Here is a 24,050-nt window from a genome sequence, read left to right as displayed (position 1 = left end):
GGGTTTTACAACAACGGTAATGTAACACTCACTAATTCCTTAGCATTAAAAATTGTTTCTAAAGAGCATTTTACCACAAGCTCAAGTTTTTTAACTCTTACTTTTGGAATTTTTCAAGCCATTTTTTCTTTTCTTTTTGCTTATTTATTAAGCTTTTTAGACGTATATTTTTGGATATTTATCTTTTGTGGAATTTGTTTAATATTTAGCTTTCTTGTGCTTTTACCCATAAAAACTACTTCGCATAATTGACTTCAGATAAAAACTCCCATTTTAAAGGTTTGTATGGAACACAACAAGCTTCAATGACCCAATACAACAAAGAAAAGCTAATTTTTACCCTGCTCTTTTCTCACTTCAGTGATAGCTTTCCCACCTAAACCATAATTGTCTGTGTCAATTTCATCAATAATCACCACAGTAGAAGCCTTGTTTTTATGCAAAACTTTAGCAAGCAAATCTGTAACGCCCTCAATCAACTCTTGCTTTTGCTTTAAAGTAGGCTCGCCGTTTTCTTTTGTGATTTTTATATTAACAAAGGGCATAGGTATCCTTGATTTTGATTTCTTTATATTTTAACATAATTTTTAAATTTTACTATTTTACACTAAAAACTTGAAAACAAAATTTAATTATTTTAAAAATTCATTTGAAAAAATAACTATCAACACATAGATAAAGAAGTATTTAATGTGGTAAATCCTTGCTCTTTCTTTATTTGATATTGTAATGGAAATATTATTTATATTTTTAGAAGTATTATTTATCATTGACTTCAATTTGCTTATTTTGCAATTCAGCTTGTTGAATTTGTAAATCGTTCATAACAGTTAAAAATTTTCAATTGCTCATTATCCATTTAAAATTCCATATTTTAAATTTGTGTTTTTTATTCTAGTTTTTGTTTGTATATTATCATTTTTACAAAGATTAAGGAAGGTGGCTATTATTTTTACGCTGTGAATATCAAGAACAAGTTCACAGGCTATATAAACAACATATAAAAGGATCATCTCAAATTATGCAAGAATCTAAACAAGAAACAAGAAAAACAGAAAGAAAGCCTAAGCTAAGATCACTTGGACAAGATACAAAATATGACTTTAATTACAACCCAGATATATTAGAAACAGTCCCAAATCCGCACCCTGATAATGACTATTTTATAAAATTTAACTGCCCAGAATTCACATCTTTGTGCCCAATTACAGGGCAGCCAGATTTTGCCACTATATATATAAGCTATATTCCAAATAACAAAATAGTTGAATCAAAATCATTGAAACTATATCTTTTTAGTTTTAGAAATCACGGTGGATTCCATGAGGATTGTGTGAATGTTATTGCTAAGGACTTAATAGCAATCTTAGAGCCTAGATATTTGGAGGTATGGGGTAAGTTTTTACCTCGTGGTGGGTTAAGCATAGATCCATATGTAAACTATGGCAATGGCAAGAGATTTGCCAAAATGGCAAAAAAGAGATTGCTATTACATGATATATATCCAGAGATAATCACTAATAGATAGAGCAAGGAATAAATAATTGTAAATAGAGCAAAACATTTGCAATTTACTTACATAATGATTACTTGCCTACTAAATACAGCAAGGATAAATACTATCGAGCTTAACTCAATAACACAATTTAGCATAATAAATAAGGAAACTCATGCTATTTAATTCATATGAATTTATATTTGTTTTTTTACCTATTACATTTTTTATATATTTTATGCTAAATCATAAAGGATTCACTAGAGTTAGCATTATATGGCTTATGTGCGCTAGTTTGTCCTTTTATGGATATTGGGATATAGGGTATCTACCCTTACTCTTAATGTCTATTGGATTTAATTATTGTTTATCTGGCTTTATTATTAAAGCAAGAAGAAAAAATATAGAATCTTTTGCATTAAAACCTACTAAGAAAAATTTACAAAATCTAAGCCTAGATTCTTATATGCTTGGATTAAAATTGGGTAATGCAAATCAAAGCAAAGAATCTAATACATCTAATGATTGTTATTCTAAAGTCTTAAAGAATGAAACTAAATATAAAAATATTGAATCTAAATCTCTGATAATACTAAAACCAAAGCTACTTCTTTTTATAGCCTTAACGTTTAATATAGCATTGCTTGGTTATTTTAAATATATGAATTTCTTCTTAGAAACTATAGAATATATATTTCATAAAGATATTCTTACATTGAATATCATTTTGCCGCTTGGTATTAGCTTTTTTACTATTACGCAGATTGCATACTTGGTTGATTGTTATGAAGGGGTAGTAGAAGAAAGAAGCCTTATTAACTATGCGTTATTTGTTACATTTTTCCCACATTTAATTGCTGGTCCCATCTTACATCATGCAGAGATGATGCCACAATTTACCAATAAAAATAACAAGGTTTTAAATCACAAAAATATTACTAGAGGGATATTTATTTTTTCTATTGGATTATTTAAGAAAGTAGTGATTGCAGATAGTTTTTCAATATGGGCTAATGCTGGCTTTGGTGTTGTTGATTCTGGAAGATTTTTAAATATATTTGAATCATGGGCTACATCTTTATCTTATACATTTCAGCTTTATTTTGATTTTAGTGGATATTGCGATATGGCAATAGGGCTTGGCTTGCTATTTAATATCATGCTGCCAATTAATTTTTATTCACCTTACAAATCTTTAAATATTACAGAGTTTTGGCGAAAATGGCATATAACACTTGGAAGATTTCTTAAGAGTTATATCTATATTCCATTAGGCGGCAATAGGAATGACAAGCATAATAGAGATACTAACAAAGATTACATAGATAAAAGAAGAATAAATAAGTATATATATACTAAGCTTAAGATAGAGCATATTCACAATAAAATTTTTACATTGCGTAATCTATTTATTGTAGCCTGCATTAGTGGCGTATGGCATGGTGCTGGTATAGGATTCATTATATGGGGAATCTTGCATGGTATAGCAATGGTTATACATAGAATATATTCTTGGTGGATTGATAGTATAAGAGATTCTAAAGATAATGATGCTAAGAATAATAAAATAAGGGGCATATTAATAAGTTTTCTAGATTCCAAAATTTATAAGATTCTTTGCTGGATTGTAACATTTAATTTTATCAATATTACTTGGGTATTCTTTAGAGCAGAAAATTTACAAGGCGCGCTAAATTTACTTAAGGGTATGTTTGGTATTGTGTGGGTTGAGATTCCGCATAAGGCTAGATTAGTTCCTCATTTCCTAGAAAATATATATGGAAGAAATGATACATTGATATACATAGTTCTAGCTTTTATTATGTGTTTAGGTTTGAAAAATAGTGTAGAAATTACAGGTAAGTTTAGAGTTAATGCTATGTGGGCTATTTTTACAATGGTTATATTATATACATCAGTAATTATACTAATTATAAACCCTTACAGCGAATTTATATATTTTAGTTTCTAGAGATATAAGCATGATAAAGAATCCATATAAACTGTTCTATCTATGTGTCCTTTGCGTCCCCATACCATTTGCAGCAGGCATTTCTATCTTATTATATCTATATGATCCTATGCAAATTTGGCATAAGCCTTATTGGAGAGATATTACATTCTTTGACTATACTGGACATGGGAGATCGCAAGCTAGAGGGGTGATAGATTTTTATCAGTTTGATTCTATAATCATGGGCTCATCAATGCTATTTAAATCAGATGAAAAACTAGCAGATGAGAAGCTTAAAGGGACTTGGGTAAATTTCTCAACAGGCGGGGCTAGCAACTATGAAAAAGCAGTAATACTAAACTATGGATTAAAGCATAAGAACATAAAGCAAGTCATCATGTCTATAGAGGGATTTTGGCAAACAGTAGATAAAGATGCTAGAGACTTTAAATATATCTATGATGAGAACCCAATAAATGACATAAAACTATATCTAAATTATCATTTCATCTCATGCGCTCTAATATGGTCTCTAAACCAAGAATGTGTAGGAAATAAGAACACATATAGACAAAGAATTCAATCAAGTGATACACAAAGCAATACAAAAACAGCAGACACAACAAAGTTAGATACAGATGAAGAAATAAGGGCATGGTTAACTCGTAACCAAAACAAAAAAACTAAGAAACTCTATGATGATTTGAGAAATTTCGCTAACAATCCATTTACAGTAGCAGAACATGAAATAGATATAAAACGTCATGAAGCATACTTAAATGATAATATTTTATTCTTAGCGAAACAAAACCCAAATACCAAGTTTTATTTTGTAATACCACCATATACTAGGCTTACATTTAGATTGAAAGATGAGATATATGACTTATATGAATGGGAGATGTCTTTAAGGCTTTTAGTAGAAATGACAAAAGACATGGAAAATGTAGGAATTTATGGCTTTGATTCACTAGATTACCCCAACAGGCTTGCAAACTACTTTGACACCACACACTATGGGCGCGATATGAATGAAATGCAAATTGATTCTATTGCAACAAACAAGCATAGGATAACAACCAATAATGTAGAATCTTATATACAAGAAACAAGGCAAAAAATAGAAAGCTATGATATAGCAAGAATTGCAAAAATATTAGATATGGGATTAAAAGATTAACAACAAGGATAGAAATGAACATATTTATATTATTTATAGCTATAGCATTTGGAATCTCACATGCAAAACACAGTGCAAATAGTAAGATTACATTCAAGTCGTATGACAAATCATTTCACAAGCTTATAGATTCTAATCAAGAGCCAATTATTGCATATGAGGGAGGCGAATGGCTAGAAGGAGTGCAAGCATTACCAAATGGCAATGTGGTTTTTAGTGATGTAAAATCAAATGTGTTACTGCTACTCAAGATAGATTGGGAAAATCAAGAGCCTAAAATAAAAACTAGTATTTGGCTCAAACCTTCTCATTTCCAAAATGGTCATGCCCTAGATACCAAATGTAATCTCATAGCCGCATCGCATGGCAAGCGCGCTATTGAAAAACTAAATTTAACTACATTAAAACAAATAAAAAGCCCAAAGCCATTAAAAGAAGAACAATGGAAAGTATTACTAGATTCCTATCAAGGCATGAAATTTAATAGTCCTAACGACTTAATCGTTGATAGCAGTGGAGATATTTGGTTTAGCGATCCAAGATTTGGATTATTAAATCCACTCGAAGGATATGGAGGGAAACAAGAAATTGATGGGGAATTTGTATATAGATATTCTCCTAATTCAAATGATATAATAAGGCTGAATACGCCATTACTAAAAACCCCAAATGGGCTAGCACTTAGCCCTGATGAAAAGATTCTATATATAGCAGATAGCCAGCTAGCATATGATATTAACAATAAATCCTTGCAACATAGAATCCTAGCCTATGACATAGCTAAAGATAAAACTCTAAAAAATGAGCGAATCTTGGCTGTTATTGAGCCTGGGTTTCCTGATGGGATTAAAGTTGATTCTATGGGAAATATATGGTCTAGTAGTGCCAATGGCATAAAAGTGTTTAATGCGAGTGGAAAGCTATTAGGAGAGATTATTTTCCCTCAAGTAGTTGGTAACTTTGCCTTTAGTCTAAATGATTTAGAATTATTAAATATAAATAGACAATTCCAGAGAGATGCTAAATCTCATCAAGCTAAATATTCCAACATAGAATCTAATATAAAATCAAGCAAACAAATCAAATCGCTATTATATGTAGCCTCATTATCAAAGCTATATATCTTAAAGTTAAATGTGCAATCAGGTATAAAGAGATAATCAAAGATATACTAAAAGTGTAATATTATTAAGGAGGGTATACAATCAGCAATAATAAGTCGGTGGTTTTACAATCTTTCAAAAGAAAGTAATCCAAAAGTATCTATCAAAAATTGATAAAGAATTATTAACTGAAAAATATTCTTTATACTGCCAGATATTTGCAAACAAAGAAAAACAAAAAAATATAAGAAACTCAAAATAAGAACAATATCAAGAGGGTTTTATTAGAGATTTATTTTGCTCCATCTTAGGCTATACAATTGCGCCAGAAGTAAATTACAATATTCTTACTGAATTAAAGAATGAAAGTAAATCAAACTCCAAGAAATCAGATGGAGCTATTATTATAAATAATGAAGTGAAAGCTGTTATAGAATTAAAGGGAACTTACACGCAAGATTTAGACAAAGTAGCATTTCAAGCGTTTAGTTATAAAAATCATCACGAAAAATGTAATTATGTAATAGTTTCTAATTTCGAAAGATTGCGTTTATATGTTGAAACTCAAATAAAATATGAAGAATTTAATCTTTTTAATCTATCAAAAGATAGTTTTGATTTGCTTTATTTGCTTTTACAATTAGAAAACATAACCAATGATATACCACTGAAATTAAAATACGAGACATTAACAGAAGAAAAAGAAATAACCAATAACTTCTATTCCGATTATTCAAGTTTCAAAGGGGCTTTATTTAAAGATTTGATAAAAAACAATATAGAGATAGACAAGCTTTTGTTATTCAAAAAAACTCAAAAGCTTCTTGATAAGATTTTGTTTGTTTTATTCTGTGAAGATAGAAATCTGCTACCCATTAATTCAGCTATTGGAATTATTAACGATTATAAAAAATTGAAAGAATTAGGCTATTATCAGCCATTATATAATGTTTTCAAAACATTCTTTGATAGAATTGATAAAGGCTTCAAGAATGATAGCGACAGTTCAAAAGATGTCTTTGCATATAATGGTGGCTTATTCAAACCAGATGAAACACTAGATAGTGTAAAGATTGGCGATGATGTTTTATATATCCATTCTCAAAGATTGGCAAATTATGACTTTCAAAGTCAAATCAGCGTAGATATTTTAGGTAGGATTTTTGAAAACTCATTAACGGAAATTGAAGAAGTCCAGAAAGAAATAGAAAACGAAAGAAAAGGAATAAAGGCTAAAAACGCAAATATAGGAAAGCGAAAGAAAGACGGAGTTTTTTATACACCAGAATATATTACTAAATATATTATTGAAAATACAATAGGCAAACTTTGTGAAGCAAAGAAAGAAGAGTTGAAAATAAATGATAAAGAATATACTTTTGATAAAAAATATCAAAAAAAGACAATATACCAATTAGACGAAAGACTAAATAAATATCGCGATTGGCTTTTAAGTCTTAAAATATTAGACTGTGCGTGTGGCTCTGGTGCTTTCTTAAACTCAGCATTGAGCCGATTAAGAAAGGAGCATACTTTAATTGATTATCTCTGGTCTAAAATACATAAGAATGAATTAAACTTTTCTCAAATTGAGAATACAATTCTCGAAAATAATTTATATGGAGTAGATATAAATGAGGATAGCATAGAAATTACCAAATTATCATTATGGCTTCATACCGCAGCACGAAATAGAAAATTAACAACTTTGAACGATAAAATTAAATGTGGCAATTCCCTTATTGATAATGAAGCAATAGCAGGAAAAAAGGCTTTTAATTGGAAGAAAGAATTTCCAGATGTTTTTGAAAAAGGCGGTTTTGATGTAATTATTGGAAATCCGCCTTATGTAAGAAGAACTCAATTAGATAATAAACAGAAAAATGAAATAGAAAAAATATTTTTCAGCATATAAACAATATGATTTGTATATCATATTCAATGAATTAGCAATAAATTTAGCAAAACAAAATGGTTTAATTGGATTGATTCAGCCTAATAAGTTTTTATCTGCTGAATATGGTTTATATATCAAACTATATAAATAAAAATTGCTCCATTAAAAGTATAAAAAATGTTTCTTTAGATAATATTTTTTCTGACGCTTCAGTTTATCCTTATATATTCATATATAGAAAAATAAATCAAAAGTTTTAATAGATTTTGAAAATACTAATGATTCTAAAAATATAATAAATAAAGTAAAAGAAAAATCTAAACAATTAAAAGATTTAACAAAATCTATAAAGAGAGGATTGCTAAACTCTAAGATAGATTTTGTAGAAAAATCTGATATAGAAGCAATAAAATCTACTTATTTATCAAATGGTTATTGTTTTCCAGTAGAAAAATTATTCATAGAATATAAGGATTCTAAAGAAAAAGAAGAAAAAATAAAAGAATTTTCACAAGATTTAATCTTGCTTCCTCGAACTGTTTTAAAAATAAAAGCGATAAAGCATAATTAAAGAAACTCATATATTAGATAGAATATATTATTTTGATATAGAATCAAATATAATAGATTTTGTTTTGGCTATTCTTAATTCAAAACTTACAACATATATTTATAATGTTATTTATGGCTCTACAAAAATTGGTGGTGCTTATATTTATTTGAAAGGAAGTCAAATAGAAACTTTCTATATTCCCAAAACAACACCAAAGCAACAGAAGCCATTAGTAGAACTTTCTGAAAAAATGCTGTCTCTTAATAAAGATTTACAGAAAAAAACAAATAGATTTATTAGCAGAATTAAAGAAACTTACAATCTGAAAAAGATAACGCAAAATATAGAAAGTTTTTATAATCTATCTTTTGCCGATTTTGTGAAAGAATTAGCAAAACAAAAGATAAAAATTTCAATGAAACAATAGAAAAGACGGATAAAGAAATAAATACTTTAGTCTATTCGCTATATAATCTTACAAATGAAGAAATAAAAATTATTGAGAGGGAGTGAAAAACCAAGCAATGAAGAAAATTATAAAAAATAGCATTTTTTCAAAAATGGCTTTTTAAAAATAGTATTATGTGATAGAATTTTTACATAACTATTATGTAAGAAGTAAGTATGCTAGATAATAACCAAATCATTAGATTCTCAGTCTCCTTACCTGCAAATTTACTGCAAGAGCTAGATTCTAAAATTACTCAAAATGCCTATCAGTCTCGTTCTGAATTAATTAGAGATTTAATACGAGAAAAGTTAGTTGATTCCAAATGGGAAGATAAAAAAAATAGCAATGGCTTTCTAGGGGTGCTAGTGCTAGTATATGATCATCATAAAAATGGGCTAAATCAACGTCTAAATGAAATACAGCATAATGCTGGAGTAAATATCATTTGTAATACACATATACATATAGATTCAAATAATTGTTTAGAGACAATTGTTATAACAGGAAATAAACAAGATATAGAATCTCTTAGCTTAGAAATTGGCGGACTATATGGAGTAAAATTCTGCAAGCTTACAAGAACTGCAAGTTTTGATATTTAATGTTTCATATTATTTGTTATTAAAGGAGTAATGATGGGCATAGAATGTAGCACATTACAAATAGTAAACATAATAGGATATGGCATCACAACCAAGCCAATAGTAGAACTACTTAACTATTACAATATACACTGCCATATATATGATTCTAAATTTTTGGTAGATAGTGCTAAACAATGCGAATTAGAGCATAGCATGGGAATCTGCACAGAAAAAAATGATAAAAATTGCTACTATCCACTAAATGACTCTATAAACAACAATCATATCATTAACTCTATTAGTATTATTAGTCCGGGAATTAATCCAAATATGCCATATCTTAGATTCTTCAACAATATTATTAGTGAATATGACTTTGTGTATTTTCTTTTGCAGCATGATAAGTTTATAGATAGACCATACACAATATGGATTAGTGGAACAAATGGTAAGACTACAACCACAGAGATTAGCACCCTATTGTTACAAGCAAAAGCTGGTGGTAATATTGGAACACCATTAGTTAATCTCTTGGACTACAAAAACCTAAACAATAGTATTGATTATAGTCTTAACATGCTTTTTAACTACTGTATCAATACACAAAATATAAACAACAATGAGAATCAAGAAAAAGATAAAAGATGTGCTAAGTATTTGCTGCCTAGCTCTCTGCATTACCAAGACACAAAACAAGAAAATAATAATTACAAAAATATCATGAAAGCAAATATATGGGTGCTTGAAACTAGCTCATTTAGCCTACATTGGAGTAACTTCGCCATGCCAAATCTATATATATTGCTTCCATTAAGCCAAGACCACATTAGTTGGCATGGCAGTTATGAAAACTATATAATGGACAAGATAAATATATTAGATATAATGAGCAAATCTGGCAATGCAAAGAATCTATTCGCAATCATTCCTAAAGATCTTTATCAATATGATTTTGCCAAAAAGATTATAGATCTAGCAAATATTAATATTTTCGCATATAAAGATTCCAAACATTTATGTGAATATTTTGCAATTCCTAGCAAATATGCAAATCTATTTAAAGAGCCATTTAAACTCGATTTCGCTATGAGCGTAGCAGGAACCAGTTTTGCTGGAATTAGAACGGATATTAGTCTAATTGATAAGTATAAAATTGGCGAATATAGAATCCAAGAGAGAATTCATAATAATTTGCTTTTTATTAACGATTCAAAAGGCACAAACCCACATGCAACCCTAGCAGCAATAAAATCCTATAATATCTATAACCTCTACTTAATACTTGGAGGAGATGCCAAAGGGGCAAAACTAAATATACTATACGAATATATAAAACAACATAAAATCAAAGTTTTTAGCATAGGCAAAGACGGCAAAGACATTATGCTTGAATGTCAAAAACTTGATATTGAAGCTAAATTTTGCAAAACACTAAGGCAAGCTATGGAAGAAATATCTAAAGATTTATGCACAATATTACAAACAGGTAATGAAATATCAAATCAAAATATAGCAATAATGCTATCACCTGCATGCGCTAGTATCGACCAATATCCTTCATATAAGCAAAGAGGAGAGGAGTTTTGGCTGCTTATGAGAGAGATATTTTAATCAAGTAAAAGGAAAAATCATGCAAAGCAAAGTAACAATATATGGAATCAAAACATGTAATAGCATGAAAAAAGCATTTGAGATTCTAAAAAATGCGGATATAGAGTATGAATTTGTTGATTACAAAAAGCAAACACTAGAGTCATCATTTCTAGAATCCTTAACTAAAAACTTGCAAAGCAAAACACAAGATGATCATGGTTTAGCTAATATTATAAACACAAGAGGCACAACATATAGAAAGTTAAGCAAAGATTTTGCACATATTAAAAATGCCAGTGATATAAGCGAAGAAATGATTATAAATAATCCCTCTATTATAAAGAGACCATTAGTAATCCTAGAAGGAGAGACTACTAAGATAGCAATAGGATTAGAACAGCTAGAAAATCTAATAAGAGACATAAAATATAACAAGGAGAACATAATATGAATCTAGCAGCATTATATGCCAAATACCTTGAGCAATTAATAAACAAAAAAAGACTTATATTTACACAAAATGCTAAAAATCCTAAAGACAATAAGAATCTAAATGGTTTTAAGAACATTAAAAATCTAAAAAACTTAAGCAAAACTAAATATATTTTGTTTTTGTTTTCGACATCTTTGCTTTTGGGTGCTCCAATAGGCTTGTTTGCAGATAGCATAAATCACAATATACTATCAAATATGAACCATTCTACCAATAGCACAGAAATCAAAGCAAGCAGCAATTTTAGATTCCAATCCTTCTATCTAGATCATAAAAAAGCCGCAATCTCAATAGATAGCGATGTAAGCAGTTTTACTACTGACACTATGCAAAAATATGGCAAGCAAGAATATCTAGATAAATTCTACGCAGTCTGGAATCCAAGCAACATTAACACTGATAAAGAAAATGTATTTTATATCTTACCATCATTACAAAATGCCTTAGAATATTCAGATCAATTAAAAAAACTAAAGAAAAATCCACCAAATAAAAATGCTAAAAACTACAAAAAACTACTAAAAAAATACAATGATGATATTTCTGAATTAGAAAATAAAATAAACTCTTTGCTTGGGGTCGGAGAGAATTTAATGCCAAATACCTTAGAAGAATTTAGCAACATTATAGATAATATGAATATCTCTGAATTCCTAAAGAATCCAAAAAACGCCATTGTAATAGAAGCTACATCTATTCGAGGTGTGCCAAGCAATAAACCTAGATATAAAAATGCTAGCGACTTCCCTTTTGATAGATGGCAATATAGCTTAGTCTTTGAAGGGACACCTTTAGCTATAACTCATTTCAGCAAAGATGGACGATTTGCACACGTTCAAGCTCCGTATGTTTTAGGCTGGATAGATACACGTAATATTGCTTTTGTAGATAAAAACACACAAAGAAAAATCTTACAATTTGAAGATTATAAGATTCCAAACAAGGACTTTGTGCCCGTATATTCTAAGTCACAATGGATATTAGATGCAAGAATTGGGCAAATATTCCCATACGACAAAAAATATAAAAAACTAATTACATTTTACAAAGACATAAACAACTATGCACAAATTCGCGAGGTGGACTTTAACTCATCTCTATTTGCAGATTTTCCATTGCCTTTTACGCACAAAGATATGGCAAACATTATCAATAGTATGATAGGGCAAAAATATGGTTGGGGAGGATTATTTGGTAATAGAGATTGCAGTGCTTTCACTAGAGATAGTTTTGCTACATTTGGGGTGTTCCTGCCTAGAAATTCAGCAGCACAGGCAAAATTTGGTGGAGGATTCACTGATTTATCAAATATGAATAATAAGGATAAAGAAAAATATATCATAGAACATGGAATTCCATTTGGCAGTATAATTTGGCTTCGCGGACATATTATGCTATACATAGGCTACAAAACTATTGAAGGCAAAAAAAGGGCAATTGTGGCCCACAGCGCGTGGGGTGTGAAACCTATAATCAACAACAAACAAGAGGATATTAGACTTGGTGGAGTTAAACTCACTACATTGTATGTAGGAAGCAGCCTTACATCTAGTGAGACTACAAGCAACTTATTAATATCTCGAGTGCAGGGTATTACAAATTTATACACAAGTACTAATGACACAGCAACAAATCTTGAGCGCAGCGGTATTGATATGTCTAAGCTACAAATAAACTATTAGAAATTAGGATTTACTATAAATATTGTATTGGAGTCTTGAATGATATTTATCTCAAATGCTTAAAAATTGACAATAAAACTCTAATCTCATACTTTAGGCTTAGCATATTGCCAAATACCAATATCTAGTAACATATAATTTAGCTGACAAAATTCAACTGCTCAAAAAATCTATTTGAACCTTTTGAGTAAATTTTACAAGCTATTACAACAAAGTCACAACTCCTAATTAAGATTTACCCACCGCTCATAAATTGCAATAACTCTAGTCTATCATTGTCCTTTAATATAGTCTGATCCCATAATTCTTTTTTTACTATATCCAAATTTAGCGAAATGGCTACAACTCTTTCCTCTATGCTAAGCTCTTTTAATAGATTAGAGATGGAAATATTATTACTAAATGTTTTTATCTCCCCATTGATAATAAGCTCCATAATATCTCCTTCATAATAACTCCGATATCCATACTATAGTATATCACAATTAAGGACTAATTCATGGATTCTATAATAGAATGAAGATTTTACTTGGGGATAACATGACTTTCATAAGAGATATAATAATGCAAGAAGATGCAGTATTCATTGCAGATTCTCATTTCAAACAGGGAGATATAAAGCTAATAGAATCATTCCTTGAGATTCCTAAAGGCAAACAAATCTTTCTAATGGGAGACATCTTCCACTTACTGGTTGGAGCCTTACAAAGCAGCCAAGCACAAAATGAAGAATTAATACGCGTTATTTGTGAGCTAAGTTTTAACAATGAAATAATATTCATAGAGGGAAATCATGACTTCAAATTGAAATATATATGGGAACAAGGCACAAAAACAAAACTTTGCTTCACTAAAAATCTAGCCCACAATGTAGAATACAAACCAGGCAATATAAGAATCTATGAATACCAAATGCAACCAATTATTCTTAATAACTGGAAGGGTGATGCTTGTATATTAGCACATGGAGATTTGTGGATAAACCCGCTCTATAATACATACAGAAAAATTTTGAGCAGTAATATATTGATAGGCATTTTTAGAATGCTCGATAAATTAAGTTGTGGTATAATCTACCGTAATGTAGCATATAGAGTTAGCCAGAGAATGATTGGAGAGTTTTCATTTTATCGATCTGATTTTAGAGAATTTATGCTTGAAAGAATAATGCAATATCAAAAGCATATTATCTTGCCACTGACTAGAGATAAAAAATCAATCTATAATAATTTTTGCATTATTGAGGGACATTTTCATATCGGGAAGTCTATAGAACAAGATAATATACAATATGTGGCATTGCCATCTTCATATTTCACAAAAACATATACATTGATTACAAAAGTAGGAAACGATAATGGACAAAGAAAAAAGTGTTAATAGGGTTTCATCAAACGGTATAGAGCTAGTTGATTTTCGTATAAACGAGGAAATTAATGGAGAGATATACGAAGGCATTTATGGTATTAATGTAGCCAAGGTTCAAGAGATTATTCAAATGACTGAGACATTTGACCTACCTGCTAGTCCTGATTATGTCCTTGGTGTGTTTGATCTGCGTGGAATAATTATACCACTTGTAGATTTGGCAGCTTGGCTAAATATTAAGGAAAGAGAAGCAAAAATACCCCTGCAAAGCAAGCGTATAATCATTGCGGAATTTAACAATCTAAAGATCGGATTCTTAGTACATGAAGCAAAACTTATAAGACGTATCACATGGGATAATGTGCAAGCCGCTAGATTTAGCTCCAATAGCCACAATTTAGAGAGAAGCAAGATAACAGGAACCACAAGAATAGAGGACGGCAAGACATTACTGATTCTAGACTTAGAGGGAATTATAGATGATCTTGACTTCTATGGAGACCAACAAGAGAAAAAAGAGTTAGGAGATGTATTTAAAAAATTTGATGGGAATGTTTTAATAGTAGATGATAGCACTGTAGCTAGAGCCTTATTAAAGAAAAACCTGAAAAAAATGGGATTTGTAGTGCTAGAGGCACATGATGGTAGTATGGCAATCCAAATGTTAAATGAACTCTATAAAGAGCATGAGGATAATATATCATCTTACATTAGATTTATTGTTTCTGATATTGAAATGCCCAAAATGGACGGATTTAACTTTGCTGAATATATAAAAAATGATAAAAGATTCCAAACTATACCGCTAATATTTAACTCTTCAATCTGTGATAAATTTAGTGCAGAAAAAAGTAAGAATATAGGAGTAGATGCGTATTTGGTCAAATTTGATGCCAAAGTCTTCTACGAAGAAATATCAAAAATACTAGAATAACATATAAACAATTCTTTTTGTGTTATAATCTAGCGACTAAACAACTATTCTGTGAGGTGTTTTAATGAATGATGATATGCAAGAAATAATGGAGGATTTCCTAATAGAAGCCTTTGAAATGGTCGAACAATTAGACCAAGATTTGGTAGAATTAGAAAATAATCCTGAGGATTTAGATTTACTTAATAGAATCTTTAGGGTAGCGCATACTATTAAGGGTTCTAGCTCATTTTTGAACTTCGATGTTCTTACTCACTTAACTCATAATATGGAGGATGTGCTAAACAAAGCACGAAGAGGAGAGCTAAAGATTACACCAGATATAATGGACGTAATTTTGGAATCCATAGATCTCATGAAAGCACTTCTTAACGTAATTAGAGATAATGGTACGGATGCTGACAGTGGAATTGATGTTGGCGACTGTGTGAAGAAATTACAAGCAATATCAAAAGGCACAGGACCAGATGATGGAGATTTAGACTCAGAAACACAACAAGCAGCTCAAGCCAAACCAGCCCCAACTAATCAGCCAGAACAAGTTGAAGCTCCTTCTAGTGATAATACAACTGAAGAATCAAGCGAAGAAGAACTAGATTATGCAAATATGTCTGCGGATGAAGTAGAAGCAGAAATTGAACGACTTTTAGCAAAAAGACAAGCAGAAGACAAAAAACGAAGAGAGGAAAAACGAAAAGAAGAGGCGAATGCCCAAAAAGAAGCACCAAAACCAACTAAACCAGAAGCAAAGCCATCAGCTGAACAAGCTGCAAAGCCAGCTCCCAAACCACAAGCAAAGCCAAAAGATAATGCTCAAAAAGCACCTTCTGTTGCTGTTGAACCAACTGTAAGAGTAGATGTCAAACGATTAGATCACTTGATGAATCTTATTGGGGAACTTGTGCTTGGTAAAAATAGACTAATTAGAATCTATGGTGATGTAGAAGAGAGATATGATGGTGAAAAATTCTTAGAAGAGCTTAACCAAGTAGTTAGCTCTATTAGCACAGTTACAACCGACTTGCAATTAGCGGTAATGAAAACTCGAATGTTACCAGTTGGAAAGGTATTTAGCAAATTTCCTAGAATGGTTAGAGATTTGAGCCGTGAATTAGGAAAAAACATAGATCTAATAATTAGTGGAGAAGAAACTGAATTAGATAAATCAATCGTAGAAGAAATTGGCGATCCGCTCATACATATAATACGAAATTCATGCGACCATGGAATTGAAACACCTGATGTTCGTAAGGCAAATGGCAAGAGCGAGACAGGAACTGTGGAGCTAAAAGCATACAATGAAGGCAATCATATCGTAATCGAAATTAAAGATGATGGAAAAGGGCTTGATGCAGATATGCTAAAAGCAAAAGCAATTGAAAAAGGCTTGCTTAGCGAAAGAGATGTAGATAGTATGAGCGACAAGGAAGCATTTGGAATTATCTTTAGACCTGGGTTCTCCACTGCGGCTACTATTACTAATGTAAGTGGTCGAGGTGTTGGAATGGATGTAGTAAAAACAAATGTGGAAAAACTAAATGGGATTATTGAAGTAGATTCTGAAAAAGGTGTTGGCACTACACAAAAACTTAAAATACCACTTACGCTAGCCATTATGCAAGCATTACTTGTTGGCGTACAAGAAGAATATTATGCTATTCCATTAAGCTCTGTATTAGAAACAGTTCGCGTTTCTCAAGAGGAAATCTATACTGTTGATGGTAAAAGTGTGCTAAGGTTAAGAAATGAAGTATTAAGCTTAGTTCGCTTAGCAGATATATTTAAAGTAGATTCAGTATTAGAAAGTCTTAATGAAGTATATGTTGTAATTATTGGTTTAGCTGAACAAAAAATCGGAGTAATAGTAGATTATCTAATTGGGCAAGAAGAAGTAGTTATTAAGTCATTAGGATACTATTTAAAAGGTACAGAAGGTATAGCTGGTGCTACAGTGCGAGGAGATGGAAAAATTACTCTTATAGCAGACGTAGCCGCTATGATGGATATGGCGAAAGATGTAAAGGTAAGCGTAAGCAATCTCATTTCTCAAAATTCAGTAGCAAAAACTAAGAGTGCGCCAAGTGACTATGTTGTCCTAGCAATTGATGATAGCAATACAGACCGAGCAATTATGAAAAAATGCTTAAAACCATTAGGTATTACCGTGATTGAAGCAAGCAATGGTTTAGAAGGGCTAGAAATAGTTAAGAATGGTGATCATGATTTGGATGCCGTGTTAGTAGACATTGAAATGCCTCGCATGGACGGCTATACGTTTGCTAGCGAAGTAAGAAAATACAATCGTTTTAAGAATCTTCCGCTCATAGCAGTGACGAGCAGAACAAGCAAAACAGATAGAATGCGTGGCGTGGAATCTGGTATGACTGAGTATATTACAAAGCCATATACTCCAGAATATCTATTAAATGTTGTAAAACGTAATATAAATCTACAAACTAGCGGAGAATAGAATGGATAACAAGCAAATAAAAGATGTATTCGCAAAGCAACAAAAGCAACTAGACGGTTCAGAGCTACATGGTGATTCTGAAAATATTGTCCAGCTAATAGGATTTGTTGTAGGCACAGAGGAATTTGCAGTTCCTATTCTAAATGTCAAAGAAATTATTAAACCTATAGATTTTACTCGTGTGCCCGGCACTCCTGATTATGTCATGGGAGTATTTAATTTACGAGGAAACGTATATCCATTGATTAATTTACGTATGAAGTTTGGTATACCGCCTAACAAGCAAGACGGAGATACTCGTTATCTTGTTGTAAATCACAATGATGAAATAGCTGGTTTTGTTATTGACAAACTAACAGAAGCCATAAGAATAGACGAAAGTCTCATCGACCCTATCCCAGATACATTCGATGAGAAAGAAAATCTAATGTATGGAATAGCAAAGCAAGGTGATAGGCTTACTACTATATTAAGAGTTGATAGTTTACTTAAACGCACATTCTAAATATTCTATTTTTTAAGTATTGACTTAGGTTCTGTTTTATTTATATAAGTGAAATAACAAATTTATAGAAATACAAAAACAGAAGCATTAATTATATTATTTGTAGTAAAGCAATCTTTAAGATTCTTATCATATAAATCATTGACTAAAGAATCCAAATTACAATCAAAAGTATCATTTACCATAGATTTATACATTTATTTGGTCTTATAGTATTTTAATAAGAACCAAATTATCGATATATTAAGAATTTCTATATAAATACCAGTTATCGATCATAAATCCAGTCAACTTTTATACATGGTTATATTGATCAGCCCTTAATATCTAACAAGTGAGAATCTAATTTCATAAGCATAGTATCCTCTGTGACAACTCTTTCTTCTATATGCCCTACACTAGTATGCGATCTATCATCTAGGCTAATGGCTTTCTCAAAGCTTTGAGAATCATCTCCTTGTCCTTTTTTTTCTTTTTCATTTTCAAATTCCCTCTTGCCATTTCCCTCTTTATCTTCTAGTTTATGTGATTGCTCAGTTGGACGAACTTCTTCTATCTTTTGCATCTGCTCATGGAATATGCTGTGATTTAGCGTAGTTGGATGCGGCATATTATTTGCTTGAATGGCAGATGTCGCGCTACTAGCCTGATTAATATAAGTAAGATTCCCAATAGAATTAAGTGCCATGAATCACTCCTTATATGTTATTAAGATGTATACATATCGTCTTTTCCTTAGAATAAACTACATTTGCACCTTGTAAAATCCTGACGAATTTACGTTTAGTAAAGTCTATCACAACTGATTTATCATTTATACCACAAAGTTTAGCAAGAAGCATTCCAGCACGCATAAGAGTATCAGAATCTACCTTAACACTATGGATAATCAAATGCGATGATGGAACATTTTTTACATGTAACCATAAAAAATCTCCTTTAGCTTGTTGCAATAAACGCAAATTTTCAGTTTCATTTCTACCTATACTTACGCAGATTCCATTAATGTAAAAACTCTCAAAATACTTTTTAGCTTCTTTTGTTTTTTTTACTCTTTTTTGCTTTAGCACTTCTATTTCCTCTAGGCTAGCATTATTAGCAAAGCATATTTGATTTTGCAAAAATTCAATCTTTGATTCTAAATTCTGCTTTTGGAGATTGATATGCAATATTCTTTGTTTTAATTTTTTTGCCTGTTTAAATAGCTTCTGGCTAACTAATGAAGCTTTGCTCTCTTGTGGAATTTCATAGATTTTGTCATTAATTCTTATACGAGTAACATATGGCGGAATGTCATCTAAATTCATTAATATATGATTTGCAAGCATAACTAGCTCCTCACGCGAGCTTTCCAATTCACTTACTTTAGGTAAAGAGTCATATAGAACTTGAAGTTTATTTAGCTTTATATGCAATCTTTGTAACAATCTGTTTTTATTTTGAACTACTAATGAATCTTGCAAGTTTTGATAATGCTGTTGTAGTTTACGTAGGAATAATTCCCTATCCTCCAAAAAGAGTTGTTTTGTAAAGCTTGGTTGTGGCATAGGAGTTAAAGCTATTTTTGGTGCGATAATTCTAGACAATGAAGAGAATCTAAGCGCAGAGATAATAATACCATCGCAGACAATAATAGCATTGCTTGCACGATTGATTAACTCAAAATGCAAAAATATTCTTTGTTGCTTATAGGCATTTTTTATATTGCATTCAAATATAAGGATTTTGTTCATACCATCAAGCCTGCATGACACAATCCTAGATTTATGACAATATTTACGCAAAGCAATGTCAAATGGAGCATGGTAAGATTTAGTTTTAAAAGAAGATTCCCTAAAATAAATACAAGGATTAGATTTATTCAAATCAATACAATAAAGAGCAGCATCAAGTCTCATTTCAATAATATTATCACTTACGCGCTCTATATGATTTATATATTTATATGTAGAAAAAATATATGCTAGATTATAAAGCGATTGTAACTGCATTATCCTTACTCCCAAACCTATAAACATTGCGTAATATTCAAAACCTAATGTTTAAATCTATGCTAGAATCATATAAACATTAGCAAAACAACCTAAGCACACATATAAAGAAAGGCAAAAAGGAATATCTTGTTAGATTTTATCCCATATATCACGAACGCCAACGTTATGGCTTTCTTGTTATTATTTTTGCGTTTTAGCTCTATACTAGCATTTTTTCCATTTTTTGATAACCAAATTATACCCGTTAGTGTTCGTGCGGCATTAGCCTTTATACTAGCAGTAGTATTTATGCCTACACTACAAAGCATAATATCATATCCCACATTAGCTAGCTTTATATTGGCTGGATTGTTTGAAATTACACTTGGATTTGTATGTGGACTTGTGTTACAAATTGCATTTTCTTCGATTATATTTGCAGGTGATTTGGCTAGTTTTTCCATGGGATTCACAATGGCTAGCGCATATGATCCTACAAGCGGAACTACTAAACCAATCGTAGCACAAGTCGTAAGCATGCTCTCAATACTCATGGCATTATACTTTAATTTTCACTATCTGCTAATTGATATTATAGCCTACACAATAAACGATACACCTTTGGGTGGATTTCTAATGACTACAAGCATACCAGACATTGCAAAATACTTCGTAAAAGCATTTGGAAATATGATACTTATAGGATTCTCTATGGCTTTTCCAATCATAGCCGTTATTTTGTTATCAGATATAATCTTCGGTATGATTATGAAAACTCATCCACAATTTAACTTACTTGTAATTGGATTTCCAGTCAAAATTGCCCTAGCTTTTGTTATCCTTACAATCATCGTACCAAGCATAATCTACCATTTCAAAGAGGATTTAAGCCAAGCTATAAAAATACTAGCAAAGATTCTTGGACAGTAATTTTAAGGAGCAAATTATGGACATGGGTTTTACACTTGAAGGCGATATAAATAATAGAAACCTATCTATAACATGCACAGGCATTATTTCGGATTATGAAAGCTTTAAAGACTTTAAGAAAAAATTATTCGGGATAACCAAAACAGACGAGATTGAGCATATAAAAAATAAATCATTTGATGTGCTAGATATTAAGTTCGTAGATTCATATCCCCTGCCAGATTGCTTAGTAGGATTCCTGCTAAAGCTTAGCGATAGAGACGGAATAAGAGTAAATCTTACAACAAACAACAACAAAATGTTAAGTTTTTTCATATCAATATTCTTGGATGAGAAATTTAATGTGAAATTGTTCTTGTAAATTACTTAGTTCTGATAGCATTAAGTTAGTTTTGTTTGATAAGGAGCATTATGCAACAGTATTCAAAGAAGGTTTTAAGTCTTAGTGAATCCGCCACAATAGCAGTAGCCACTCTAGCAAGAGAATTAAAGGCTCAAGGTAAAGATATATTAAGTTTTAGTGCCGGAGAGCCAGATTTTGATACGCCCAAAATCATTAAAGACGAAGCGGTACGTGCTCTCAATTCTGGTTTTACGAAATATACAAGCGTAGCTGGAATCCCAGAGTTATTACAAACTATAGCAAACAAACTAAAAAGAGATAATAATTTAGAATACAGCCCAAATGAAATCATCGTTAGCAATGGAGCAAAACAATCTTTATTTAATACATTCCAAACAATAATTGATGATGGGGATGAAGTGCTTATTCCAACGCCATATTGGGTAACATATCCCGAGTTAGTAATTTATAGCGGTGGTAAACCTGTATTTATCAATACTATAGAGGAGTATGGATTCAAAGCACGTGGCATAGACTTTGAATCCGCTATAACACCTAAGACTAAGGCTATTGTATTAACTAGTCCATCCAATCCAACAGGCATGATATATAGTAAACAAGAATTAGAATCAATTGCTGAAGTAGCAATTAAACATAACCTATGGGTAATTAGCGATGAAATGTATGAAAAGCTTGTATACGATGGAGAATGCACAAGTATAGGTTCTCTTAATAATGAAATATTGCAGCGCACTATAACAATTAATGGTTTGAGTAAAAGCGTAGCAATGACTGGTTGGCGAATGGGATATGCCGCCTCAAAGGATAAAAAGCTAATAAAGCTTATGGATAATCTACAAAGTCAATGCACTTCAAATATTAACTCAATTACTCAAAAAGCCTCCATACCAGCTATTGATGGAAGCGCAGACTTTGATATTAGACAAATGCGGGAAGCCTTTAAAGAGCGAAGAGATATAGCATGCAGTCTAATTAAAGAAATACCTGGCATTAGCGTTACTAAACCAGATGGAGCATTTTATCTATTCATTAATATTCAAAATGTAAAGGGATTTAATGGGGATAGCATAGCATTTTGCAAGGAATTGTTAGAGAAAAGCGGTGTAGCATTGGTGCCTGGTAGTGCATTTGGTATGGATGGTTTTGTTCGTATGAGTTTTGCGTGTGAAATAGAACAGATTAAAAAAGGATTTGTTAGAATTGCAGAATTTATTAAAAATTTATAGCATTTGTTTACCCAATGAATATCACAATCTTAAATTATTCTCTCGAATTATTTATAGTGATCTCGTAAATCACAAGAGAAGTTAATATAGATTATTAAATATAATAACTTAATTATAAATAAAACTTAAGTAGGCTTACAAATATAAATCTATTTTGTAAGCTATCTAATTCCAACTTAGATTGATTAGTAATTAATATCTCTGTGCTACTAAATTATGAAAAAAAGCAATCCCATGTTCTGATATACCAGAATCATTATTGTCAGCCATAATTCTTCCCTGTCCTTTATATCCCCTTGAATGCAATCCCTTTTGCACACTCTCTACTAAACGCAAATCCTCTGGGCGAAATACATCTCTATACCAATCTATTAAATCTTGATATTCCTTTGCTATATCTTCACTAGGTAAAAAAATATCATAGTATTGCAAGGTTGTTTCAGAATCTATTGGAAATTCAAAAATGACGTTAAGCATGCCCACTGGATTCACATTCCACATGGTGCAAGGCCATAACCAATATCCAGAGAATGAAGACTCTCCACTAAACTGAAAAGATTTATCAGATGGAATAGCTAAGCCATATTGCAATGACCAATTAGTAAAGAACTTATGCCAATATTTATCAACCTGAACAGAATCAGCAAACCCGGGATGTGCAGGAGCACAGTGATAGCACTCCATATAATTATCAACAATATTTTTCCAATTAGCTGGAGTTTTTGTAGTAAATCTAGCAACCCTTTTTAGCTTTGCTGCATTTGGCAATGTTTTTTCAAAAGATTCCTTTAATCCGGGGAGCTGCTGTTCAACTGTTTTATTGCAATTTGGATTCAAATTAATAAATACAAACCCCGCATATTCCTCACATCTAATAGATGTAAGACATGCATCATGCTTATTAAAATTATAAACATTATTGCAATTCCTAGCATTGACAAATGAACCATCTTGATTAAAAGCCCAAGCGTGATAAGGGCATGTAAGATTCTTGGCACTCCCCTCGCCTTCAACAACTCTATGAGCTCTATGTGGACATACATTATAAAATGCTCTCAATACATTATCACGTCCGCGAATGACAAGTATAGATTCATCAATAATTTCACGAGTGATATATTGATTTGGCAAAAGCACATCGTTGACATGAGCAATACAAATCCAATCTTTTGTAAAAATATTTTCTATTTCATGGCTAAAAACAGAATCATCAATATAATATCTAGCTGGCAATGTATATGCTTCTTTTGGGTTGCTGCAAAAATCCTTTGGCAAACTAATATGTGTAGACATGA

21 protein-coding genes and 4 pseudogenes are annotated in these 24,050 nt (G+C 31.2%); 20 read left to right on the top strand and 5 right to left on the bottom strand.

Annotated elements, in window-relative coordinates; translation table 11 throughout:
- A pseudogene (locus tag LS73_RS10185) lies at positions 1-252 on the top strand (YbfB/YjiJ family MFS transporter); the annotation flags it as partial.
- A gap of 77 nt (positions 253-329) precedes the next feature.
- Here LS73_RS10185 and LS73_RS04375 read toward each other — a convergent pair.
- Positions 330-545: a 2-hydroxymuconate tautomerase family protein gene (locus LS73_RS04375; protein ID WP_104692292.1), complete on the bottom strand. Its 216-nt coding sequence runs from the start codon at positions 543-545 to the stop codon at positions 330-332.
- Positions 546-1,021: 476 nt separating this feature from the next.
- On the opposite strand from LS73_RS04375, the gene queF reads away from it, so the two are divergent.
- From queF to LS73_RS04320, 11 genes and pseudogenes are all read left to right on the top strand, one after another.
- Complete coding sequence (queF, locus tag LS73_RS04370) at positions 1,022-1,528, top strand: preQ(1) synthase (protein WP_034557653.1); 507 nt, start codon at positions 1,022-1,024, stop codon at positions 1,526-1,528.
- Positions 1,529-1,670: 142 nt separating this feature from the next.
- A complete protein-coding gene (locus LS73_RS04365) occupies positions 1,671-3,467 on the top strand; it encodes an MBOAT family O-acyltransferase (protein ID WP_034557655.1) in 1,797 nt (598 codons plus the stop codon).
- 10 nt (positions 3,468-3,477) lie between these two features.
- Positions 3,478-4,629, top strand: a complete 1,152-nt coding sequence (locus LS73_RS04360; RefSeq protein ID WP_034557658.1) for a hypothetical protein — start codon at positions 3,478-3,480, stop codon at positions 4,627-4,629.
- A gap of 14 nt (positions 4,630-4,643) precedes the next feature.
- Positions 4,644-5,789 carry an SMP-30/gluconolactonase/LRE family protein gene (locus tag LS73_RS04355; RefSeq protein ID WP_081955537.1) on the top strand — a complete coding sequence of 382 codons (1,146 nt, stop codon included), beginning with the start codon at positions 4,644-4,646 and terminating at the stop codon, positions 5,787-5,789.
- 361 nt (positions 5,790-6,150) lie between these two features.
- Positions 6,151-7,780: pseudogene (locus LS73_RS04350) on the top strand (Eco57I restriction-modification methylase domain-containing protein).
- Between the two features lie 207 nt (positions 7,781-7,987).
- On the top strand, positions 7,988-8,200 hold the full coding sequence (locus LS73_RS04345) for a hypothetical protein (RefSeq protein ID WP_034557659.1): 213 nt from the start codon (positions 7,988-7,990) through the stop codon (positions 8,198-8,200).
- 64 nt (positions 8,201-8,264) lie between these two features.
- Positions 8,265-8,609: a hypothetical protein gene (locus LS73_RS04340; protein ID WP_034557660.1), complete on the top strand. Its 345-nt coding sequence runs from the start codon at positions 8,265-8,267 to the stop codon at positions 8,607-8,609.
- Positions 8,610-8,806: 197 nt separating this feature from the next.
- The gene (gene nikR / locus LS73_RS04335) at positions 8,807-9,235 is read left to right on the top strand and encodes a nickel-responsive transcriptional regulator NikR (protein ID WP_034557661.1); all 429 of its coding nucleotides are present in this window, start codon (positions 8,807-8,809) and stop codon (positions 9,233-9,235) included.
- 33 nt (positions 9,236-9,268) lie between these two features.
- Positions 9,269-10,828 carry a Mur ligase family protein gene (locus LS73_RS04330; RefSeq protein WP_034557663.1) on the top strand — a complete coding sequence of 520 codons (1,560 nt, stop codon included), beginning with the start codon at positions 9,269-9,271 and terminating at the stop codon, positions 10,826-10,828.
- Positions 10,829-10,847: 19 nt separating this feature from the next.
- The gene (locus tag LS73_RS04325; RefSeq protein WP_034557664.1) at positions 10,848-11,261 is read left to right on the top strand and encodes an ArsC/Spx/MgsR family protein; all 414 of its coding nucleotides are present in this window, start codon (positions 10,848-10,850) and stop codon (positions 11,259-11,261) included.
- Positions 11,258-12,985 (top strand): SH3 domain-containing protein, encoded by a 1,728-nt coding sequence (locus LS73_RS04320; protein ID WP_052089561.1) that lies wholly within the window; start codon positions 11,258-11,260, stop codon positions 12,983-12,985. Before LS73_RS04325 ends, LS73_RS04320 begins: the two co-directional genes overlap by 4 nt.
- A gap of 235 nt (positions 12,986-13,220) precedes the next feature.
- Here LS73_RS04320 and thiS read toward each other — a convergent pair whose 3' ends face one another.
- Complete coding sequence (thiS, locus tag LS73_RS04315) at positions 13,221-13,421, bottom strand: sulfur carrier protein ThiS (protein WP_034557665.1); 201 nt, start codon at positions 13,419-13,421, stop codon at positions 13,221-13,223.
- A 104-nt stretch (positions 13,422-13,525) separates the two neighbouring features.
- On the opposite strand from thiS, the gene LS73_RS04310 reads away from it, so the two are divergent.
- The 5 genes and pseudogenes from LS73_RS04310 to LS73_RS04295 all read left to right on the top strand — a co-directional run bounded on the left by LS73_RS04310 (position 13,526) and on the right by LS73_RS04295 (position 18,262).
- Positions 13,526-14,365: a metallophosphoesterase gene (locus LS73_RS04310; RefSeq protein WP_138069988.1), complete on the top strand. Its 840-nt coding sequence runs from the start codon at positions 13,526-13,528 to the stop codon at positions 14,363-14,365.
- Positions 14,343-15,287 (top strand): chemotaxis protein, encoded by a 945-nt coding sequence (locus tag LS73_RS04305; RefSeq protein WP_034557666.1) that lies wholly within the window; start codon positions 14,343-14,345, stop codon positions 15,285-15,287. The genes LS73_RS04310 and LS73_RS04305 overlap by 23 nt, the downstream gene beginning before the upstream one ends.
- A gap of 64 nt (positions 15,288-15,351) precedes the next feature.
- Positions 15,352-15,738 (top strand): annotated as a pseudogene (locus LS73_RS10600) (Hpt domain-containing protein); the annotation flags it as partial.
- Positions 15,739-15,870: 132 nt separating this feature from the next.
- Positions 15,871-17,757, top strand: a pseudogene (locus LS73_RS04300) (hybrid sensor histidine kinase/response regulator); the annotation flags it as partial.
- Position 17,758: 1 nt separating this feature from the next.
- Positions 17,759-18,262 carry a chemotaxis protein CheW gene (locus LS73_RS04295; protein ID WP_034557669.1) on the top strand — a complete coding sequence of 168 codons (504 nt, stop codon included), beginning with the start codon at positions 17,759-17,761 and terminating at the stop codon, positions 18,260-18,262.
- Positions 18,263-18,575: 313 nt separating this feature from the next.
- Here the strand turns inward: LS73_RS04295 and LS73_RS04290 are convergent, their stop codons facing one another.
- Positions 18,576-18,950, bottom strand: coding sequence for a hypothetical protein (locus LS73_RS04290; protein ID WP_034557670.1), 375 nt, complete (start codon positions 18,948-18,950; stop codon positions 18,576-18,578).
- Between the two features lie 10 nt (positions 18,951-18,960).
- Complete coding sequence (locus tag LS73_RS04285) at positions 18,961-20,253, bottom strand: DUF814 domain-containing protein (RefSeq protein ID WP_034557673.1); 1,293 nt, start codon at positions 20,251-20,253, stop codon at positions 18,961-18,963.
- Between the two features lie 129 nt (positions 20,254-20,382).
- On the opposite strand from LS73_RS04285, the gene fliR reads away from it, so the two are divergent.
- From fliR to LS73_RS04270, 3 genes are read left to right on the top strand one after another with little or no spacing between them, the layout of a single operon-like run.
- Positions 20,383-21,165: a flagellar biosynthetic protein FliR gene (gene fliR, locus LS73_RS04280; protein WP_034557674.1), complete on the top strand. Its 783-nt coding sequence runs from the start codon at positions 20,383-20,385 to the stop codon at positions 21,163-21,165.
- Positions 21,166-21,181: 16 nt separating this feature from the next.
- Positions 21,182-21,526: a hypothetical protein gene (locus tag LS73_RS04275; protein WP_034557677.1), complete on the top strand. Its 345-nt coding sequence runs from the start codon at positions 21,182-21,184 to the stop codon at positions 21,524-21,526.
- Positions 21,527-21,576: 50 nt separating this feature from the next.
- Positions 21,577-22,755 carry a pyridoxal phosphate-dependent aminotransferase gene (locus tag LS73_RS04270; protein WP_034557680.1) on the top strand — a complete coding sequence of 393 codons (1,179 nt, stop codon included), beginning with the start codon at positions 21,577-21,579 and terminating at the stop codon, positions 22,753-22,755.
- A gap of 192 nt (positions 22,756-22,947) precedes the next feature.
- Here LS73_RS04270 and LS73_RS04265 read toward each other — a convergent pair whose 3' ends face one another.
- Positions 22,948-24,048, bottom strand: coding sequence for an aromatic ring-hydroxylating oxygenase subunit alpha (locus LS73_RS04265; RefSeq protein WP_034557682.1), 1,101 nt, complete (start codon positions 24,046-24,048; stop codon positions 22,948-22,950).
- Positions 24,049-24,050 lie beyond the last annotated feature (2 nt).

The sequence above is a fragment of the Helicobacter muridarum genome (assembly GCF_000765805.2).
GTDB classification, from domain to species: domain Bacteria; phylum Campylobacterota; class Campylobacteria; order Campylobacterales; family Helicobacteraceae; genus Helicobacter_A; species Helicobacter_A muridarum.
The sequence above is the reverse complement of the archived record's forward strand: the minus strand, read 5'-3'. Positions and strand labels throughout refer to the sequence as shown.

What these genes read in the sequence shown, in the direction of transcription:
- LS73_RS04375 (WP_104692292.1), bottom strand. Translation starts at nt 545, where the DNA reads ATGCCCTTTGTTAATATAAAAATCACAAAAGAAAACGGCGAGCCTACT.
- queF (WP_034557653.1), top strand. Translation starts at nt 1,022, where the DNA reads ATGCAAGAATCTAAACAAGAAACAAGAAAAACAGAAAGAAAGCCTAAG.
- LS73_RS04365 (WP_034557655.1), top strand. Translation starts at nt 1,671, where the DNA reads ATGCTATTTAATTCATATGAATTTATATTTGTTTTTTTACCTATTACA.
- LS73_RS04360 (WP_034557658.1), top strand. Translation starts at nt 3,478, where the DNA reads ATGATAAAGAATCCATATAAACTGTTCTATCTATGTGTCCTTTGCGTC.
- LS73_RS04355 (WP_081955537.1), top strand. Translation starts at nt 4,644, where the DNA reads ATGAACATATTTATATTATTTATAGCTATAGCATTTGGAATCTCACAT.
- nikR (WP_034557661.1), top strand. Translation starts at nt 8,807, where the DNA reads ATGCTAGATAATAACCAAATCATTAGATTCTCAGTCTCCTTACCTGCA.
- LS73_RS04330 (WP_034557663.1), top strand. Translation starts at nt 9,269, where the DNA reads ATGGGCATAGAATGTAGCACATTACAAATAGTAAACATAATAGGATAT.
- LS73_RS04325 (WP_034557664.1), top strand. Translation starts at nt 10,848, where the DNA reads ATGCAAAGCAAAGTAACAATATATGGAATCAAAACATGTAATAGCATG.
- LS73_RS04320 (WP_052089561.1), top strand. Translation starts at nt 11,258, where the DNA reads ATGAATCTAGCAGCATTATATGCCAAATACCTTGAGCAATTAATAAAC.
- thiS (WP_034557665.1), bottom strand. Translation starts at nt 13,421, where the DNA reads ATGGAGCTTATTATCAATGGGGAGATAAAAACATTTAGTAATAATATT.
- LS73_RS04310 (WP_138069988.1), top strand. Translation starts at nt 13,526, where the DNA reads ATGACTTTCATAAGAGATATAATAATGCAAGAAGATGCAGTATTCATT.
- LS73_RS04305 (WP_034557666.1), top strand. Translation starts at nt 14,343, where the DNA reads ATGGACAAAGAAAAAAGTGTTAATAGGGTTTCATCAAACGGTATAGAG.
- LS73_RS04295 (WP_034557669.1), top strand. Translation starts at nt 17,759, where the DNA reads ATGGATAACAAGCAAATAAAAGATGTATTCGCAAAGCAACAAAAGCAA.
- LS73_RS04290 (WP_034557670.1), bottom strand. Translation starts at nt 18,950, where the DNA reads ATGGCACTTAATTCTATTGGGAATCTTACTTATATTAATCAGGCTAGT.
- LS73_RS04285 (WP_034557673.1), bottom strand. Translation starts at nt 20,253, where the DNA reads ATGCAGTTACAATCGCTTTATAATCTAGCATATATTTTTTCTACATAT.
- LS73_RS04275 (WP_034557677.1), top strand. Translation starts at nt 21,182, where the DNA reads ATGGACATGGGTTTTACACTTGAAGGCGATATAAATAATAGAAACCTA.
- LS73_RS04270 (WP_034557680.1), top strand. Translation starts at nt 21,577, where the DNA reads ATGCAACAGTATTCAAAGAAGGTTTTAAGTCTTAGTGAATCCGCCACA.
- LS73_RS04265 (WP_034557682.1), bottom strand. Translation starts at nt 24,048, where the DNA reads ATGTCTACACATATTAGTTTGCCAAAGGATTTTTGCAGCAACCCAAAA.